Genomic DNA, 15,888 nt, shown 5'->3' on the forward strand with positions numbered 1-15,888 from the left:
GTCGCGCGCGATGTCATAGCCGGGATCGCGGTAGTAGGACGGGTTGATGCCGACCGAGCCGGTGTTGCCGATCACAAGCGTGTGCCCGTCCGGCGGCGCGGTCGCGACATGGCGCATGCCGATCTGCCCGGCGGCGCCGCTGCGGTTCTCGAGCACCACGGGCTGGCCGATCAGCGCGGGCATGTATTGCACCAGCACCCGGCCGGCGACATCGGTCGGCCCGCCCGGCGCGGCCGGGGCGATCATCACCACCGGCCGGCTCGGGAAGGCCGCCTGCGCCCGTGCCGGGGCCGCCAGGCCGGCGGCCAGGGCGGGCAGGGACCGTCGCGCCAATCGGATCATCGGCTTCCTCCTCCCTCGGCGGGCACCGCGGTCGCCGCCGGGCCGACGGCCCGCGGCACAAGCTGCTGGTCGGCGCCGAGCGGGCGGCTCGGCCAGCGCAGGCCGCGCTCGATGCCCTCGAAGCATAGCGCGCTGGTCGGCACGGTCATCGGGCCGAACTGCGGATGCTCGATGTCGAGCAGCGCGCGGCGTTCATGCAGGTGGCCATCGGCCACCACCTCGGCCAGTTCGCGCACCGGCGCGCAGGGCACGCCGGCCGCCGCGAGGCCCTGGAAGATCTCCTCCTTCGGCATCGCGGCCGTCCAGGAGGCGACCATGCCGTCGAGCAGGTCCATGTTCGCCACCCGGTCGGCCATCCGCAGGAAGCGCGGGTCGTCGATCAGCTCGGCATGGCCGAAATAGCGCGCGGCGGCGCGCCAATGGCCGTCATGGTTGCAGATGATGGCGACATGGCCGTCCGCCGCCGGATAGACGTTGTAGGGACAGACCGACAGCCCGCCATGGCGGTTGCCGGTGCGGCCGGGGAAGCTGCTGCCCTTCTCCGCCAGCAGGGCGAGGTTGGAGGTCAGCGAGGGATAGACCGCCTCCAGCATCGCCACCTCCACCGCGCGGGCCGGCCCGCCGCGCTCGCGCTCGAAAAGCGCGGTGACGATGGCGCCGTAGAGGTGGATGCCGGCGAAGAAGTCGCACAGCGCCGGCCCGGCCTTGAGCGGCGGGCCGCCGGCCTCGCCGGTGATGCTCATCACCCCGCTCATCGCCTGCACCACCAGGTCCATCGCCGGGTAGTCGCGATAGGGGCCGCTGCCGCCATAGCCCGAGCCGCTGGCGCAGATCAGCCGCGGATTGACCCCGCGCAGCACCTCGCGCGACAGGCCGAGCCGGTCCATCACCCCGGGGCGGTAGTTCTCCACCAGCACGTCGGCCTCGGCGGCCATCCCCAGCAGCGCCGCGCGGTCCTCCCCGGCCTTGAGGTCGAGCACGACGCAGCGCTTGCCCGAATTGAGCATGGCGAAGGGCAGCGTGGCCCCGCCATCGCCGTGCCGGCGGCGCAGCTGCTCGCCGCCGGGGGGCTCGATCTTGATCACTTCGGCCCCGGCCATCGCCATCAGGAAGGTGGCATAGGGGCCGTTGTAGATCTGCGTCAGATCGAGAACGGTGATGCCGGTGAGCGGTCCTGCCGACATTCAGCGTCCCTCGAAGCGCGGCGGCCGCTTCTCGGCGAAGGCGGCGCGGCCTTCCTTCACGTCCTCGCTGCCCTGCAGGATGCGGCTGACCATCTGCTCCAGCCGCAGCCCGTCGGCGAGCGGCATGTCGCGCGAGCGCAGCCCCAGCTCCTTTGCCGCCTGCACCGCGAGCGGGGCATTCGCGGCGATGCGGCGGGCGAAGGCGCGCGCGGCGGGCATCAGCTCCTCGGGCGGGACCACGGCATTGACCAGGCCCCAGCGTTCCGCCCGCGCCGCGTCGATGGCGTCGCCGGTCAGCAGCATCTCCATCGCGATCGCATGGGGCAGCTGCCGCATCACCCGCTGGGTGCCGCCATTGCCGGCGATGACGCCGCGCTTGACCTCGCTCAGGCCGAAGGTGGCGTGCGGGACGGCGATGCGGATGTCGGTGGCCAGCAGCAGGGTCATGCCGCCGCCCACGCAGAAGCCGTTGACCGCGGCGATCACCGGCTTCCACACCTCGAGGCCGCGATTGAGCAGCTGCCCCTTCTGCGTCAGCCAGTGGTCCGACAGCTCCTGCCGGCGGCCGATGAAGTCCTTGATGTCGGCGCCGGCCGAGAAGGACTTGTCCCCCGCGCCGGTGACGATCGCGCAGCGCACCGCGGGGTCGTCGCGCACGCGGATCCAGGCATCGGTCAGCCCGGCGTAATGCGCCGCATCGAGCGCGTTGCGCCGCTCCGGCCGGTTGATGGTGATGGTGGCGATGCCCTCGGCATCGATGTCGAGGTCGATGGACATCAGCGGCGCCCCTTCCCGCCGAGCAGGGTGCGGGCGAGCACCATGCGGTGCACCTCCGAGGGACCCTCGCCGATGCGCTTGATCCGCATCTCGCGGTACCAGCGTTCGAGCGGCATCTCCTGCGCGACGCCGAGGCCGCCGAAGATCTGCACGCAGCGGTCCACCACCCGCCCCGCCGTCTCGGTCGCCACCACCTTGGCGACCGAGGCGTCGGTCTTGAGGTCGCCGCCGAGCGCCGCGGTCCAGGCCGCCTGCCAGACCAGCAGGCGGGCGGCGCGCAGCTCCATCTCGCTGTCGGCGATCATCCACTGGATCGCCTGCTTGTCGGCCAGCTTCGAGCCGAAGGCCTCGCGCTGCCGGGCCCAGTCCATGGCGAGCTCGAGCGCCGCCTGGGCGATGCCGACGCAGGCGGCGGCATAGGGCACGCGGCCCTCGACCAGCCATTTCTCGCACAGCTGGAAGCCCTGGCCTTCCTCGCCGAGGCGGTTCTCGACCGGCACCTCGACATCCTCGAGGTGCAGCTCATAGGGCGACCAGGCGCGGATCACGCCGATCCGCCGCTTGGTCAGGCCCTTGGGGTTGCCGTCGATGATGAAGCAGGTGATGCCGCCGCGCTCCCCCTGCGCGCCGGTGCGGGCGAAGAGCAGGCCCCAGTCGGCGCTGCCCGCGCCCGAGATCCACATCTTGCTGCCGTTGAGCACGTAGCGGTCGCCGCGCCGCTCGGCGCGGGTGCGGATGCCGCGCGCCGGGTCGGCGCCGCCCGAGGGCTCGCTGATGGCGACGAAGACCTTCTGGCCGCGCTCGACGGCGGGGATGCCGAAGCGCTCGATCTGGTCGCGGTTGCCGAGCCAGATGGCATTGGGCGGATCGGCCCCGAAGGCGCCGCAGGCCGGGATATAGGCGCCCATGCGGCACTTCGACGCCTCCTCGGCGATCACCGCCTGGCCGAGCAGGTCGAGCCCGGCGCCGCCATACTCGGTCGGCGTGCGGTAGCACCACAGGCCAAGGTCGCGGGCCTTCTTCTGCAGCGGGGCCAGATCCGCCACGGGCAGTTCGCAGGCGTCGTGCGGCGCGCGGTCCTCGGCCGGCTTGACGTCGTTCTGCATGAAGCGCCGCGCGGTATCGCGCAGCATCTTCAATTCCTCGGGCAGGGCCCAGGCGCCGTTGCTCACGTCCTCATCACCTCCGGATGCCGGACCGGACGCGGTGCGTGGATGCGGAGGCGGCCATGCCGCGATGCGATGGCGCCCCCGTCTTTGCCGGGTGCGCCTGACGCTTCCTCCGTCTCCTCGGCCGCGCCGGCCGGGCCTTCTTGTTCAACGGGAGGAAGTGTTGTGCCGGGGCGGGGGCGCGTCTAACACTTTAGCGGCAAGGCGCCGATGCCGCAGCGGCATCGAGACGGCCAGGGAGGGTGGAAGCGCGTGGAACTGCGCCAGCTCCGCTATTTCGCCGCCGTCGCGCGGGAACGGCATTTCGGCCAGGCCGCGCGCGCGCTGCGGATCGCCCAGCCCGCGGTCAGCCGGCAGATCCAGCAGCTCGAGGCGGAACTCGGCGTGCGGCTGTTCGACCGCCGGCCGCGCGGGGCGGTGCTGACCGCCGAAGGGCTCGCGCTGCTCGACCGCGCCGAGCGGCTGCTGGGGGAGGCGGATGCGATGCGCCGCGACGCGCGCGGCCAGGCCGACCGGCCGCGCGGGGCGGTGACGATCGGCCTTTCGCCCGGCGTGTCGGACATCATCGGCGCCGCCTTCGCCACCCGCGCCGCGCGGCAGTTCCCCGAGATCCGGCTGCGGCTCGCCATCGGCTTCGTGCACGATCTTGAGAAGCAGCTCGAGGAAGGGGCGATCGACGCCGCCATGCTGAACGGGCCCGGCGCCTCGGCGCGGCTGGCGGCGGAGCCGCTGCTCGCCGAGCCGCTGTGCCTGATCTGCGCCGCCGCGGACCGCCGCTTCGAGGGGGCGGCGGTGCCGCTGCGCGCGCTGGCGGGCGTGCCGCTGGTGCTGGCCGGCCGGCCCGACAGCTGGGTGCGCCGCGCGCTGCGCGACGCGCTGGGCCAGGAGGCGCTCGGCATCGAGGTGGCGGCCGAGGCGGATACCGTCGCCATCGCCAAGCGGCTCGTGCTCGCCGGGCTCGGGCCGATGGTCGATGTCGCCTCGATGGTGCGCGCCGAGATCCTGGAGGGGCGGCTGCGCGCGGTGCCGCTCGGCGCGCTCGCCATCACCCGGCTGCTGGTCATGCCGCGCGGGCGGGAACCGTCGCCGGCGGCGGTCGCGGCCGCCGGCCTGCTGCGCGACTGCGCGCGCGAGATGCTGGCCAGCGGGCTGTGGCTGGGCGCGCGGGCGCCGGCGGCCTCAGCCGGTCCCTGACGCCGGGCGGTGCCGGGGATGGCCCCGCGCGCGCCGCGCCGTCACCCCTCCCAGGCCAGGCGCAACGCCGCCGCCGCCTGGCCGAGCGTCACGGCGGAAGCCGGGATCGCCTTGCCCAGGGTGAGGAAGCCGTGGATCTGGTCGGAGACGTGCAGGTGGCTGACCGGCACGCCCTCGGCCTCGAGCCGCCGGGCATAGGCGATGCCTTCGTCGCTCAGCGGGTCGTGGCCGGCGGTCATCACGAAGGCCGGCGGCAGGCCAGAGAGGCTGCCCGCCCGCGCGGGCGAGGCGCGCCAATCGGCCCGCGCCGCCGGGTCCGGCACATAATGGCCGATGAACCAGCGCATCGAGGCGGCGTTCAGCACATAGCCCTCGATGAAGCGGCCATAGGCCGGCGATTCCGCCGCGAGGTCGGTGACCGGGTAGAACAGCATCTGGAACATCGGCATCGGCGCCTGGCCGTCGCGCGCCATCAGGCACAGCGCGGCGGCGATGTTGCCGCCGGCGCTGTCGCCGCCCACCGCGATGCGCGCCGCGTCGATGCCAAGCGCCCCGGCCTGCCCGGCGACGAAGCGCAGCGCAGCGGCGGCGTCCTCGGCCGCCGCCGGGAAGGGATGTTCGGGGGCGAGGCGGTAATCCACCGCGACCACCACCGCGGCCAGCCGGTTCGCCAGTTCGCGGCAGAGCTGGTCATGGCTGTCGAGGTCGCCGACCACCCAGCCGCCGCCATGCAGGAACAGCAGGCAAGGCTGCGGCCCGGCGCCGGCGCCAAGGCCCCGATAAAGCCGCAGCCGCACCGCCCCGCCGGGGCCGGGGCCGGGGCAGGACAGGTCGCGCCATTCGGCGACCGCCGGCGGCTCGGGCTGCAGCACCTGCCGCGCGGCGGCATAGGCCACGCGCGCCTCGGCGGGCGTCATCGCCTCGAAGGGCGGCCGGCCGGAGTCGCGGATCAGGTCGAGCACCCGGCGGGCGCTGGGATGCAGGCTGGTCATGCGGGCGCTCCCTCGGTGGATTGATGCGATGCCGCCGCCGGGACCGCTGCCCTGGCGGCGGCGGCGGGCACCGGCGCGCCGGCCCCGCCGCCTGGATTCAGCCGGCCTGCCCCAGCGTGCCGGCGGCGCGCAGCGCGGCGATCTCGGCCTCCGGCAGCCAGCCGGCCAGCGCCGCCTCGGCCCCGGCGGGGTCGGCGGGCTGCGGCGGCAGGCTCAGCTCCGGCACGGTGCGGCTGAAGCGCGGCGCCGGGGCGGGCTGCGCCACGCCGTCGAACTCGACGAAGGTGCGCCGCGCGGCCATGTGCTTGTGGCGCAGCGCCTCGGCCGGGGTCAGCACCGGGGCGAAGCAGGAATCGGTGCCTTCCAGCAACTCGCACCAGGCATCGCGCGGGCGCTGGCGGAACAGCTCGGCCAGGCGGCGCTTCGCCTCGGGCCAGCGGGCGCGGTCGGACTGCTTGGGGAAATCGGCCGGGTCGATGCCGATCCGGCGCAGCAATTCCTGGAAGAAGCGGCCTTCGATCGGCGCCACCGAGACATAGCGCCCATCGGCGCATTCGTAGCAGTCGTAATAGGGGGCGCCGCCGTCGATCACGCCCTCGCCGCGGCCCTCGGGCAGCAGCCCGGCGCCGAACAGGCCGAACATGCCGGTCATCAGATGCGCCACGCCGTCCACGATCGCCGCATCCACCACCTGGCCGCAGCCCGAGCCGCGCGCCTCGAGCACCGCGCAGACGATGCCGAAGGCGAGGTAGAGCGCGCCGCCGCCATAATCGCCGACGAGGTTGAGCGGCGGCGTCGGCGGCTGGCCCTGGCGGCCGATATGGTGCAGCGCCCCGGTCAGCGCGATGTAGTTGAGATCGTGCCCGGCGGCCGGGGCGAGCGGCCCGTCCTGCCCCCAGCCGGTCATGCGCCCATAGGCGAGGCGCGGATTGCGCGCAAGGCAGTCATCGGGGCCGAGGCCGAGGCGTTCGGCGACGCCGGGGCGGAAGCCCTCGATCAGCGCATCCGCCCCGGCCACCAGCCGCAGCGCCAGTTCGCGCGCGGCGGGCTGCTTGAGGTCGAGGGCGAGGGTGCGGCGCCCGCGCAGGGTGAGATTGTATTTCAGCGGCCGGCTCATGCCGAGCTCGGGCGGGTCCGGCCGGTCGATGCGAAGCACCGTCGCGCCCATGTCGGCGAGCAGCATCGCCGCCATCGGTCCGGGGCCGATGCCCGCGAGTTCCACCACCTTCAAACCGGCCAACGGCCCCATCTGTTTCCTCCTCGCGCTTGCCGCGGCGTCCGCCGGCCGGGAGCCGGATTTTTCCGAACGCCGTTCGGGAACAGCCGACACGGCGGCGGGCGCGCCGTCAAGCCGCCGTGTTGACAGCCTGCCCGAACGGCGTTCAGCATGCAGAACAAAGCGCCGGACCAAGGCGCACCCGCGCGGGGCAATTCCGCAGCCGGGAACAACCGAGGAGGAAACGGGCGTGTCCTTTGCCCTGACCGAGGAGCAGATCCAGGTCCGTGACCTGGTGCGCCGGGTGGCGCGCGAGAAGGTGGCGCCGCGCGCCGCCGAGATCGACGCCAGCGGCGAATACCCGCAGGACATGTTCGATCTGCTGCGCGAACTCGGCCTGTTCACCCTGCCCTTCCCGGCCGAATATGGCGGCTCGGGCAGCACCCTGTCCGGCTGCCTCGCGGTCGAGGAGCTGGGCCGGGTCTGCTACAATACCGGTTACCTGCTGGTGGTGCAGTGGGTGCCGCTCGGCACCATCCTCGCCGGCGGCACGCCCGAGCAGAAGGCGCGGCTGCTGCCCGGCCTCGCCTCGGGCCAGCTGCGCGCCGCCTTCTCGCTGACCGAGCCGCAATCGGGCTCCGACGTCGCCGGCATCCGCACCCGCGCGCGGCCCGATGGCGACGGCTTCGTGCTCAATGGCGGCAAGATCTGGTGCACCAACGCCGCGGTGTCGGATTTCGTGCTGGTCGGCGCGCGGCTCGAACGCGGCGACGGCCCGGGCGAGGTGAACTTCTTCATCGTCGAGCGCGACCGCCCCGGCTTCCGGATCGGCCGCAAGGAGGAGAAGATGGGCGCCCGCGGCGTGCCCTCCTCGGCGCTGTTCTTCGACGACGTGCGGCTGCCGAAGGAGAACCTGCTCGGCGGCGGGGCGGGCGGCTTCCGCTCGGTGATGGAGGCGCTGAACAAGTCGCGCCCGATCGTCGCCGCGCGGGCGGTCGGCCTGGCGCAGGGGGCGATGGACCACGCGATCGAGTTCGCCCGCGGCCGCCGCGCCTTCGGCGAGACGGTAGCGAACTACCAGGGCATCCGCTGGATGATCGCCGACATGGCGATCCAGATCGAGGCGGCGCGGCAACTGACCTACGCCGCCGCGGCGGCGGTGGATGCCGGCAAGGCCGGCGCCGAGATGGCGAGCCTCGCCGCCTCTGCCAAGTGCTTCGCCAGCGACATGGCGATGAAGGTGGCGACCGACGCGGTGCAGATCTTCGGCGCCTCCGGCATCTCGAGCGAGTTCCCGATCAACCGCTACTTCCGCGACGCGAAGGTGGTGCAGATCATCGAGGGAACCAACCAGATCCAGCGCAACATCGTGGCGCGCAACCTGATCGGCAAGGCGGAGTGACCGGCATGGCGAAGGAAACGGGCGGGCTGCCCTATGTGGGTCTCGGCCTCTACTACGAGGACCTGGCCATGGGGCGGCGCTTCCGCACCATCGGCCGCACGGTGACCGAGGCGGACATCGTCAACTTCATCAACTGCACCGGCATGGCCGAGGTGCTGTTCATGAACCTCGACTTCCTCGAGAAGGAGAGCGACATCAAGGGCCGCGTCGCCCCGGGCGCGCTCGGCTACACCTTCGCCGAGGGGCTGCTGGTGCAGGCGACCATGCAGCACACCGGCTTCGCCTTCCTCGGCATGGATCTGAAGATCGAGAACCCGCTCTTCGCCGGCGACACCATCCATGTCGAGGTCGAGGTGATCGAGGCGCGGCTGTCGCAGAGCCGGCCCGGCCGCGGCCTGGTCCGCACGCGCAACCGCGTCGTCAAGCAGGACGGCACGGTGGTGCTGACCTATACGCCGCTGCGCATGGTCAAGTGCCGCAGCGCCGGCGGGCCCGAGGCGTGAGCGAGGCGGCTGGCGGGCCGCTCGCCGGCGTCAGGGTGATCGACCTGACGACCGCGGTGCTCGGCCCGGTGGCGACGCAGATCCTCGGCGACATGGGCGCCGACGTGATCAAGGTGGAGCCGCCGCAGGGCGACACCATGCGCCAGGTCGGCCCGACACGCGGGCCCGACATGGCGGTGATGTTCCTCAACATCAACCGCAACAAGCGCAGCGTTGTGCTTGACCTCAAGCGCGAGGCGTCGCGCCGCGCGCTGCTGCGGCTGATCGAGGGCGCGGACGTGCTGGTGCACAACATGCGCCTCGGCGCCGCGGAGCGGCTCGGCTTGTCGTATGCCGCGCTGGCGCCGCGCAACCCGCGCCTGATCCATGCCAGCGCCACCGGCTTCCGCAAGGACGGGCGCTATCGCGACCGCCCGGCCTTCGACGACGTGATCCAGGGCATGAGCGGCCTCGCCGCACTGAACGCCATGCGCGACGGCGGCGAGCCGCGCTACGTGCCGAGCGCCATCGCCGACAAGTTCTGCGGCCATGTCCTCGCCTCCGCCGTCGCCATGGCGCTGTACCGGCGCGAGCGCACCGGGCGCGGCCAGGAGGTGCATGTGCCGATGCTCGAGACCATGCTCTCCTTCAACCTGGCCGAGCATCTCTGGGGCGGGGTGCTCGATGATCCCTCGCTCGGCCTCGGCTACGGGCGCATGTTCACGCCCTATCGCCGTCCGTTCCCGACCAGCGACGGGCATCTGTGCCTGATGGCCAATTCCGACGACCAGTGGCAGCGGCTGCTGGGCGCGCTCGGCCGGCCCGACCTGGCCGGGGATCCGCGCTTCGCCCGCCTCGCGCAGCGCGCGGTCAACATCGGCGCGCTCTATGCCATCGTCGAGGAGGTGATGCGCACGCGCAGCACCGCCGAATGGCAGGCGCGGCTCGATGCCGCGGACGTGCCGAACGGGCCGGTGCTCGGCCTCGCCGACATGCTGGAGGACGACTACCTGGCCGAGACCGGCTTCTTCCGGCGCGTCGAGCATCCCTCGGAAGGGCGGATGCTGGTCACCGCGGTGCCGGTCGAGTTCTCCGAGGCCCCGGGCGCGGTGCGGCGCCTGCCGCCGCGTCTCGGCGAGCACACCGAGGAGGTTCTGCGCGAGGCCGACCTGGCGGAGGCCGAGATCATCGAACTCGCCGGAGGGATAGCCGCCGCCGGCCAATGAAGCGCCCGCCGCCACGGCGGAACGGGCACGCCAACAGGGAGGAGGGACACATGCGGCGACGCGGTTTGATGGCCAACGTGCTCGCACTTGCCGGAGCGGCGAGTGGGGCGCGCGCGCAGGAACGCTTCCCGGACCGCCCGCTGCGGCTGGTGGTGGGCTTCGCGCCCGGCGGGCCAACGGATATCGTCGGCCGGCGCTTCGCCGAGAAGCTCGGCGCGGTGCTTGGCCAGCCCGTGGTGGTCGAGAACCGCTCCGGCGCCAGCGGATCGGTCGGCGCGATCGAGGTCGCGCGGTCGCGGCCCGATGGCTACACGCTGCTGCTCACCACGCCCTCCGCGCATGCGATCTTCCCGCAGATCGCGGTGCGGCCGGGCTATGACGCGCTCGGGGACTTCAGCCCCATCGGCCTCGTCACCATCGCGCCGGTGGTGTTCGCCGCGCATCCCTCCTTCCCGGCCCGCAGCCTGCCGGAGATGATGGACCTGGTGCGTGCCCGGCCCGGCGCCTTCAGCTTCGGCTCGGGCGGGGCTGGCACCATCACGCATTTCGGCATGGAACTCTTCATGCGCCAGGCCGGCGGGCTGCAACTGGTGCATGTGCCCTATCGCGGCGCCGGGCCGGCGGTGCAGGATTGCGTCGCGGGCCACATCCCCCTGGTGGTGGACACCTTCGCGCCGATGATCGAGCACCACCGGGCGGGGCGGCTGCGCATTCTCGCCGTGCTCGCCGAGCAGCGCTCCACCGTCGCGCCCGACGTGCCGGCCCCGGCCGAGCACGGCGTCCCCGGCGCAGTGGCCAACACCTACAACGCGCTGCTCGGCCCGGCGGGCATGATGGAGGCGACCGTCGCCGCGCTCAGCCTCGCCACCCGGCAGGCGACCGAGAACGACGAGTTCCGCGCCTTCCTGCGCGCCATCTCCGCCGAGCCGGTGAGCGGGATGACGCCGGAACGCACCGCCACCTACATCCGCAGCGAATACGCCAAATGGACCCCGATCGTGCAGGCGTCTGGGTTGAGGATCGAATGATGACCGACACGACGAGACCGCGCGTTCCGCTCGCCCGGCGCCGGCTGCTTGGCGGCGGCGCCACGGCGCTTGCCGCCGCCGCGCTGCCGCTGGCCGAAGGGCGGGCCGCGGGCTTCCCCGAGCGGCCGGTCCGCCTGCTGGTGGGCTTCACGCCCGGTGGGCAGACCGACATCTTCGCCCGCGGCCTGGCCGAGCGCCTGGGCGCCGAGCTCGGCCAGCCGGTGGTGATCGAGAACCGGCCCGGCGCCGGCAGCTCGGTGGCGGTGAGCGAGGTGGCGCGGGCGCGGCCCGACGGCCACACGCTGATGTTCATCAACCCCTCGGGCTTCGCCATCCACCCGCAGGTGGCGGCGCGGCCGAGCTACGATCCGCTCAAGGACCTGGCGCCCGTCGCCATGGTCGCCAACACGCCGGTGACGGTCGTCGCCGGCCCGGGCTTCACCGGCGGCGACGTGCGCGAGCTGATCGCGCAGGCGCGGGCCAATCCGGGCGGCCTGACCTACGGCTCAGCGGGCGCGGGGACGGTGACGCAGCTCGGCATGGAGCTGTTCCTGCAGAAGGCGGGCGGGCTGCAGCTGGTGCATGTGCCCTATCGCGGCGCGGCGCTGGTGGCGCAGGACCTCCTCGCGGGGCGCATCCCGCTCATGGTGGATGCCTTCGCCACCATGGTCGAGCAGCATCGCAGCGGCACCGTGCGGATGCTGTGCGTGCTGGCGCAGGAACGTGCCGCCGCGGCGCCCGATGTGCCGACGGCGATCGAGAGCGGCGTGCCCGACGCCATCGCCGATGTCTACAACGCCGTCGTCGCCCCGGCGGCCACGCCCGCCCCGGCGATCGAGACCTTGAACGCCGCGATCCGCCGCGTCACCGCCTCGGGTTCCTATCGCGCCTTCCTGGCCAATTACGGCGCGGCGGCGGGCGGGCCGATGACGGCGGCCGAGGTGACGACCTACCTGCACAATGATTTCCGCCGCTGGACCCCGGTGATCCGCGCCACCGGGCTGAGGATCGAATGATGGCGGGCACGGCGTCGGGCGCCGGGGCGGGGCGGCGCGGCGTGCTGCGCCTCGCGGCGCTGGCGGCCGGCGCCGTGCCCTTCGGGGGCGCGCGGGCCGCCGCCTTCCCCGAGCGGCCGATCCGCGTGGTGGTGGGCTATGCCGCCGGCGGGCCGACCGACCTCTATGCGCGGCGGCTCGCCGAGGGGCTCGGCGCCGCGCTCGGCCAGCCGGTGGTGGTAGAGAACCGCCCCGGCGCCAGCGGCACCGTCGCCGGGGCCGATGTGGCGCGGGCGCGGCCCGACGGCTACACGCTGCTGGTCACCGCCTCCTCGGCCCATGCGGTCTATCCGCAGCTGGTGGCGCGGCCGCCCTATGACCCGGTGGCGGATTTCGCCGGCATTGGCGTCATCACCGTCTCCCCCACCGTGATCGCCGTGCACCCTTCCGTGCCGGCGGACAGCCTGGCCGCGCTGCTGGGGATGGTGCGCGCCGCGCCGGGCCGCTACGCCTATGGCACCGGCGGGGCGGGCAGCGTCATGCAACTCGGCATGGAACTCCTGCTGCGCGAGGCGGGCGGGCTGCGGATGGAGCACATCCCCTATCGCGGCGCCGGTCCGGCGGTGCAGGACTGCATCGCCGGCCATGTGCCGGTGGTGGTGGACACCTTCGCCCCCATGCTCGCCCATCATCGCGACGGGCGGCTGCGGATCCTGTGCGTGATGTCCGAACGGCGCTCGGCGATGGCGCCGGAGGTGCCGACCGCCATCGAGGCCGGCGTGCCGGGCGCGGTCGCCAACACCTATGCCGCCTTCCTCGCCCCCGCCGGCACGCCGGCGGATGTGCTGGCGCGGCTCAACGGCGCGATGCGCGCGGTGACGCAAACCGACGAATTCCGCGCCTTTCTGCGCGGCCTTTCGGCGGAGCCCGTGCCGGATCCGGCGCCGGCCGCGACCATGGAGTTCATCCGCGCCGAATACGACAAGTGGACGCCGGTCATTCGTGCGCTCGGCCTGCGGATCGAGTGACGCGGCGCAACAAAGGACCAGGGAGCAACGTGATGAACCGCCGCAACGTGCTGGGATTGCCCCTTGCCATCGGCGCCGCGGGCGGATTGCCCGCCCCGGCCCGGGCGCAGGGCGTCTATCCCGACCGGCCCATCCGCCTGCTGATCGGCTTCGCCGCCGGCGGGCCGACCGACATCGTCGGCCGGCGCTTCGCCGACCGGCTCGGCGCGGTGCTCGGCCAGCCGGTGGTGGTGGAGAACCGCTCCGGCGCCAGCGGCGCGATCGCCTCGGTCGAGGCGGCGCGCGCGCGGCCGGACGGCTACACGCTGATGCTCGCCACATCCTCGAGCCACGCGATCTATGCCAGCCTCGCGGTGCGGCCGGGCTTCGACCCGGTGGCCGACTACGCGGCGGTGGCGCTGGTCGGCGTGGTGCCGATGGTGATCGCCGCCCATCCTGCCTTCGCGGCCAACCTGCCCGAGGCGCTGGACAAGATCCGCGCGTCGCGGGGGGAGATCGCGCTTGCCACCTCCGGCAATGGCGGCATCGCGCATTTCGCCGCCGAGCTGCTGCTGCACCAGGCGGGCGGGCTGCGCGCCAACCTGGTGCATTACCGCGGCGGCGGCCCGGCGGTGCAGGACGCCATCGCCGGGCATGTGCCGCTGGTGGTCGAGACCTTCGCCACCACGCTCGAGCACCACCGCGCCGGACGGCTGCGAATCCTCGCCGCCTTCGCCGGGCAGCGCTCGGCCGCCGTGCCGGACGTGCCGACCGCGATCGAGCAGGGCGTGCCCAACATGCTCGCCAACACCTACAATGCCCTGCTCGCGCCCGCGGGCATGCCCGCGCCGGTGATCGCCAAGCTCGCCGAGGCCACCGCCAAGGTGGCGGCGGAGCCCGAGTTCCAGGCCTTCCTCCGCAGCGTCTCGGTCGAGCCGGTGCTGGACAGCACGCCGGCGCGCACGGCCGAGTTCATCCGCAGCGAGCGCGCCAAGTGGGAACCCATCATCCGCGCCACCGGGCTGCGGATCGAATAGGCAAGGTGCCCGCCGCGCCCCGCCACGGTCGCGAAGCCGCCGAGGAGGCGGGGCCGCCGCGCGCGCTCGGCCGCACGCTCGGCATCTTCGCCGCCGTCGCGGCGGCGCCGGAAGGGCTGCCGCTGGCGGAACTCAGCGCCGCGCTCGGCAGCCCGAAAAGCAGCCTGCTCGCGCTGCTGCGCCCCCTCGCCGAGGACGGCTTCCTGCTTCATGGCGCGGGGCGCTACCGGCTGGGGCCGGAGGCCTTCCGCCTCGCCGCGGCGATGCTGGCGGCGAGGCGGCTCCCCGAGCAGCTCCGCGCCGCGATGGAATGGCTTGCCGAGCGCAGCGGCGAGACGGTGATCCTTACCACTATCGACCGCGAGGCCGGGCTCGTCGTGTATGCCGAATGCATCGACAGCCGCCAGCCGGTCCGCTACGTGGTGCCGCCCGGCTCGACGCGGCCGCTGTACTGCTCGGCGGCGGGCCGCCTGCTGCTCGCCTTCCAGGACGAGGCGTTCCGCGAGCAATACCTCGAAACGACGCCGCTGCGCGCGCTGACGCCGCTGACCGTGACCGACCGGGCGGCGCTGCGGCGCATTCTCGCGCAGACGCGGCGGGACGGCATCAGCGTGACCGTGGGCGAGACCGTGCGCGGGGCGGCCGGCTGCGCCGCGCCCGTCTTCGACGCCGATGGCGGGGTCTCGCGCGCGCTGCTGGTCGGCGCCCCGGCCGACCGCTTCGAGCACGAGATGCCGCGGCTGACCGCGCTGCTGCGCGAGGCGGCGGCGCGCGCCTCGGAGCGCGGCGCCGGCCCGCCCGCCACCCTCATGCCTCACCGGCGCAAGCCGGCAAACCAAGCCAAGGGAGTAGGAGCGTCATGACCCATCGCCGCAGCGTGCTGCTCGTCGCCGCGGGCAGCCTCGCCGCGCCCGGCCTGCGTGCCCAGGGCAGGGAATGGCCATCGCGCACCGTGCGCGTCATCGTCGGCTTCCCGCCGGGCGGCTCGGTGGACGTGCTCACGCGCATCCTCGCCGAACGGATGCAGGCGCGCACCGGGCAGATCTGGGTGGTGGAGAACCGGCCCGGGGGGGGCGGCAACATCAGCGCCGAGGCGCTCGCGCGCTCGGCGCCGGACGGGCACACCATCGCGATGCTGCCGATCAGCATCTACGCCATCAACCGCTTCCTCTATGCCCGGCTGCCTTTCGACCCGGACCGCGACCTGATCCCGGCGAGCCTGGTGTGGGATTTCCCCAACGTCGCCGTGGTGCCGGCGCAGCATGTGTCGGCGCGCGACATCGCCTCCTTCGTCGCCTGGGCGAAGGCGCGGCCCGGCGGCATTTCCTACGGCTCCTCGGGGGTCGGCACGACGATCCACCTGTCGGGGGCGCTGTTCGCCGCGCGCAACGGGATCGAGGCCACCCATGTGCCCTTCCGCGGCGCCGCCCAGACCATCCCGGCGACGCTCTCGGGCGACATCCACTTCGCCATCGACGGGCTCGCCTCCTACATGCCGGTGATCCAGGAGGGCAAGGTGCGCGCGCTCGCCATCACCGCCGACCAGCGCTGGCCCACCCTGCCCGAGGTGCCGACCATGGCCGAGGCCGGCGTCGCGGATTTCGTGGTCATGCCCTGGAGCACTTGGAGCTTCCCGGCCGGCACGCCGCCGCGCATCGTCGCGCGCCTGGCCGAGCTGGTGCGCGAGCTGACGGCGGGCCCCGAGATGGCGCGCCGGGCGATCGAGGTGGGGGCGCGCTGGCGCGCCAGCACGCCGGAGGAAACGCGCGCCTTCATCCAGAGCGAATTGCCGCGCTGGCAGGAGATGGTCCGCATCTCGGGCGCCAGGGTCGAATGA

16 protein-coding genes are annotated in these 15,888 nt (G+C 73.4%); 10 read left to right on the plus strand and 6 right to left on the minus strand.

What is annotated here, in order from left to right:
- The 4 genes from QWZ14_RS04355 to QWZ14_RS04370 all read right to left on the minus strand — a co-directional run.
- Positions 1-342, minus strand: a 342-nt coding sequence (locus QWZ14_RS04355) for a Bug family tripartite tricarboxylate transporter substrate binding protein (RefSeq protein ID WP_290315348.1), incomplete at its 3' end; no start/stop codon positions are given.
- Positions 339-1,526 (minus strand): CaiB/BaiF CoA transferase family protein, encoded by a 1,188-nt coding sequence (locus QWZ14_RS04360; protein ID WP_290315349.1) that lies wholly within the window; start codon positions 1,524-1,526, stop codon positions 339-341. The genes QWZ14_RS04355 and QWZ14_RS04360, both read right to left, overlap by 4 nt.
- Positions 1,527-2,303 carry an enoyl-CoA hydratase/isomerase family protein gene (locus QWZ14_RS04365; RefSeq protein ID WP_290315350.1) on the minus strand — a complete coding sequence of 259 codons (777 nt, stop codon included), beginning with the start codon at positions 2,301-2,303 and terminating at the stop codon, positions 1,527-1,529.
- The gene (locus QWZ14_RS04370; RefSeq protein ID WP_099096071.1) at positions 2,303-3,475 is read right to left on the minus strand and encodes an acyl-CoA dehydrogenase family protein; all 1,173 of its coding nucleotides are present in this window, start codon (positions 3,473-3,475) and stop codon (positions 2,303-2,305) included. The genes QWZ14_RS04365 and QWZ14_RS04370 overlap by 1 nt, the downstream gene beginning before the upstream one ends.
- Positions 3,476-3,724: 249 nt before the next feature.
- Here QWZ14_RS04370 and QWZ14_RS04375 point away from each other — a divergent pair, with 249 nt between their 5' ends.
- On the plus strand, positions 3,725-4,666 hold the full coding sequence (locus QWZ14_RS04375; protein WP_290315351.1) for a LysR family transcriptional regulator: 942 nt from the start codon (positions 3,725-3,727) through the stop codon (positions 4,664-4,666).
- A gap of 41 nt (positions 4,667-4,707) precedes the next feature.
- Here the strand turns inward: QWZ14_RS04375 and QWZ14_RS04380 are convergent, their stop codons facing one another.
- Both QWZ14_RS04380 and QWZ14_RS04385 read right to left on the minus strand, forming a co-directional pair.
- A complete protein-coding gene (locus QWZ14_RS04380; RefSeq protein ID WP_290315352.1) occupies positions 4,708-5,658 on the minus strand; it encodes an alpha/beta hydrolase in 951 nt (316 codons plus the stop codon).
- A 97-nt stretch (positions 5,659-5,755) separates the two neighbouring features.
- Positions 5,756-6,907 (minus strand): CaiB/BaiF CoA transferase family protein, encoded by a 1,152-nt coding sequence (locus QWZ14_RS04385; RefSeq protein WP_290315353.1) that lies wholly within the window; start codon positions 6,905-6,907, stop codon positions 5,756-5,758.
- A gap of 217 nt (positions 6,908-7,124) precedes the next feature.
- On the opposite strand from QWZ14_RS04385, the gene QWZ14_RS04390 reads away from it, so the two are divergent.
- The 9 genes from QWZ14_RS04390 to QWZ14_RS04430 are packed head-to-tail and all read left to right on the plus strand — an operon-like array spanning position 7,125 to position 15,888.
- Positions 7,125-8,276, plus strand: a complete 1,152-nt coding sequence (locus QWZ14_RS04390; protein WP_290315354.1) for an acyl-CoA dehydrogenase family protein — start codon at positions 7,125-7,127, stop codon at positions 8,274-8,276.
- 5 nt (positions 8,277-8,281) lie between these two features.
- Complete coding sequence (locus QWZ14_RS04395) at positions 8,282-8,779, plus strand: MaoC family dehydratase (protein WP_290315355.1); 498 nt, start codon at positions 8,282-8,284, stop codon at positions 8,777-8,779.
- Positions 8,776-9,984, plus strand: a complete 1,209-nt coding sequence (locus tag QWZ14_RS04400; RefSeq protein WP_211847676.1) for a CaiB/BaiF CoA transferase family protein — start codon at positions 8,776-8,778, stop codon at positions 9,982-9,984. The genes QWZ14_RS04395 and QWZ14_RS04400 overlap by 4 nt, the downstream gene beginning before the upstream one ends.
- 50 nt (positions 9,985-10,034) lie before the next feature.
- Positions 10,035-11,012: a Bug family tripartite tricarboxylate transporter substrate binding protein gene (locus QWZ14_RS04405; protein ID WP_290315356.1), complete on the plus strand. Its 978-nt coding sequence runs from the start codon at positions 10,035-10,037 to the stop codon at positions 11,010-11,012.
- Positions 11,012-12,028, plus strand: coding sequence for a Bug family tripartite tricarboxylate transporter substrate binding protein (locus tag QWZ14_RS04410; RefSeq protein ID WP_290315357.1), 1,017 nt, complete (start codon positions 11,012-11,014; stop codon positions 12,026-12,028). Before QWZ14_RS04405 ends, QWZ14_RS04410 begins: the two co-directional genes overlap by 1 nt.
- The gene (locus QWZ14_RS04415; protein WP_211847673.1) at positions 12,028-13,035 is read left to right on the plus strand and encodes a Bug family tripartite tricarboxylate transporter substrate binding protein; all 1,008 of its coding nucleotides are present in this window, start codon (positions 12,028-12,030) and stop codon (positions 13,033-13,035) included. Before QWZ14_RS04410 ends, QWZ14_RS04415 begins: the two co-directional genes overlap by 1 nt.
- Positions 13,036-13,067: 32 nt before the next feature.
- Positions 13,068-14,051, plus strand: coding sequence for a Bug family tripartite tricarboxylate transporter substrate binding protein (locus tag QWZ14_RS04420; protein ID WP_290315358.1), 984 nt, complete (start codon positions 13,068-13,070; stop codon positions 14,049-14,051).
- A 5-nt stretch (positions 14,052-14,056) separates the two neighbouring features.
- Positions 14,057-14,914, plus strand: coding sequence for an IclR family transcriptional regulator (locus tag QWZ14_RS04425; protein ID WP_290315359.1), 858 nt, complete (start codon positions 14,057-14,059; stop codon positions 14,912-14,914).
- Positions 14,911-15,888: a Bug family tripartite tricarboxylate transporter substrate binding protein gene (locus tag QWZ14_RS04430; RefSeq protein ID WP_290315360.1), complete on the plus strand. Its 978-nt coding sequence runs from the start codon at positions 14,911-14,913 to the stop codon at positions 15,886-15,888. The genes QWZ14_RS04425 and QWZ14_RS04430 overlap by 4 nt, the downstream gene beginning before the upstream one ends.

Source organism: Paeniroseomonas aquatica, assembly GCF_030409335.1.
GTDB lineage: Bacteria > Pseudomonadota > Alphaproteobacteria > Acetobacterales > Acetobacteraceae > Belnapia > Belnapia aquatica.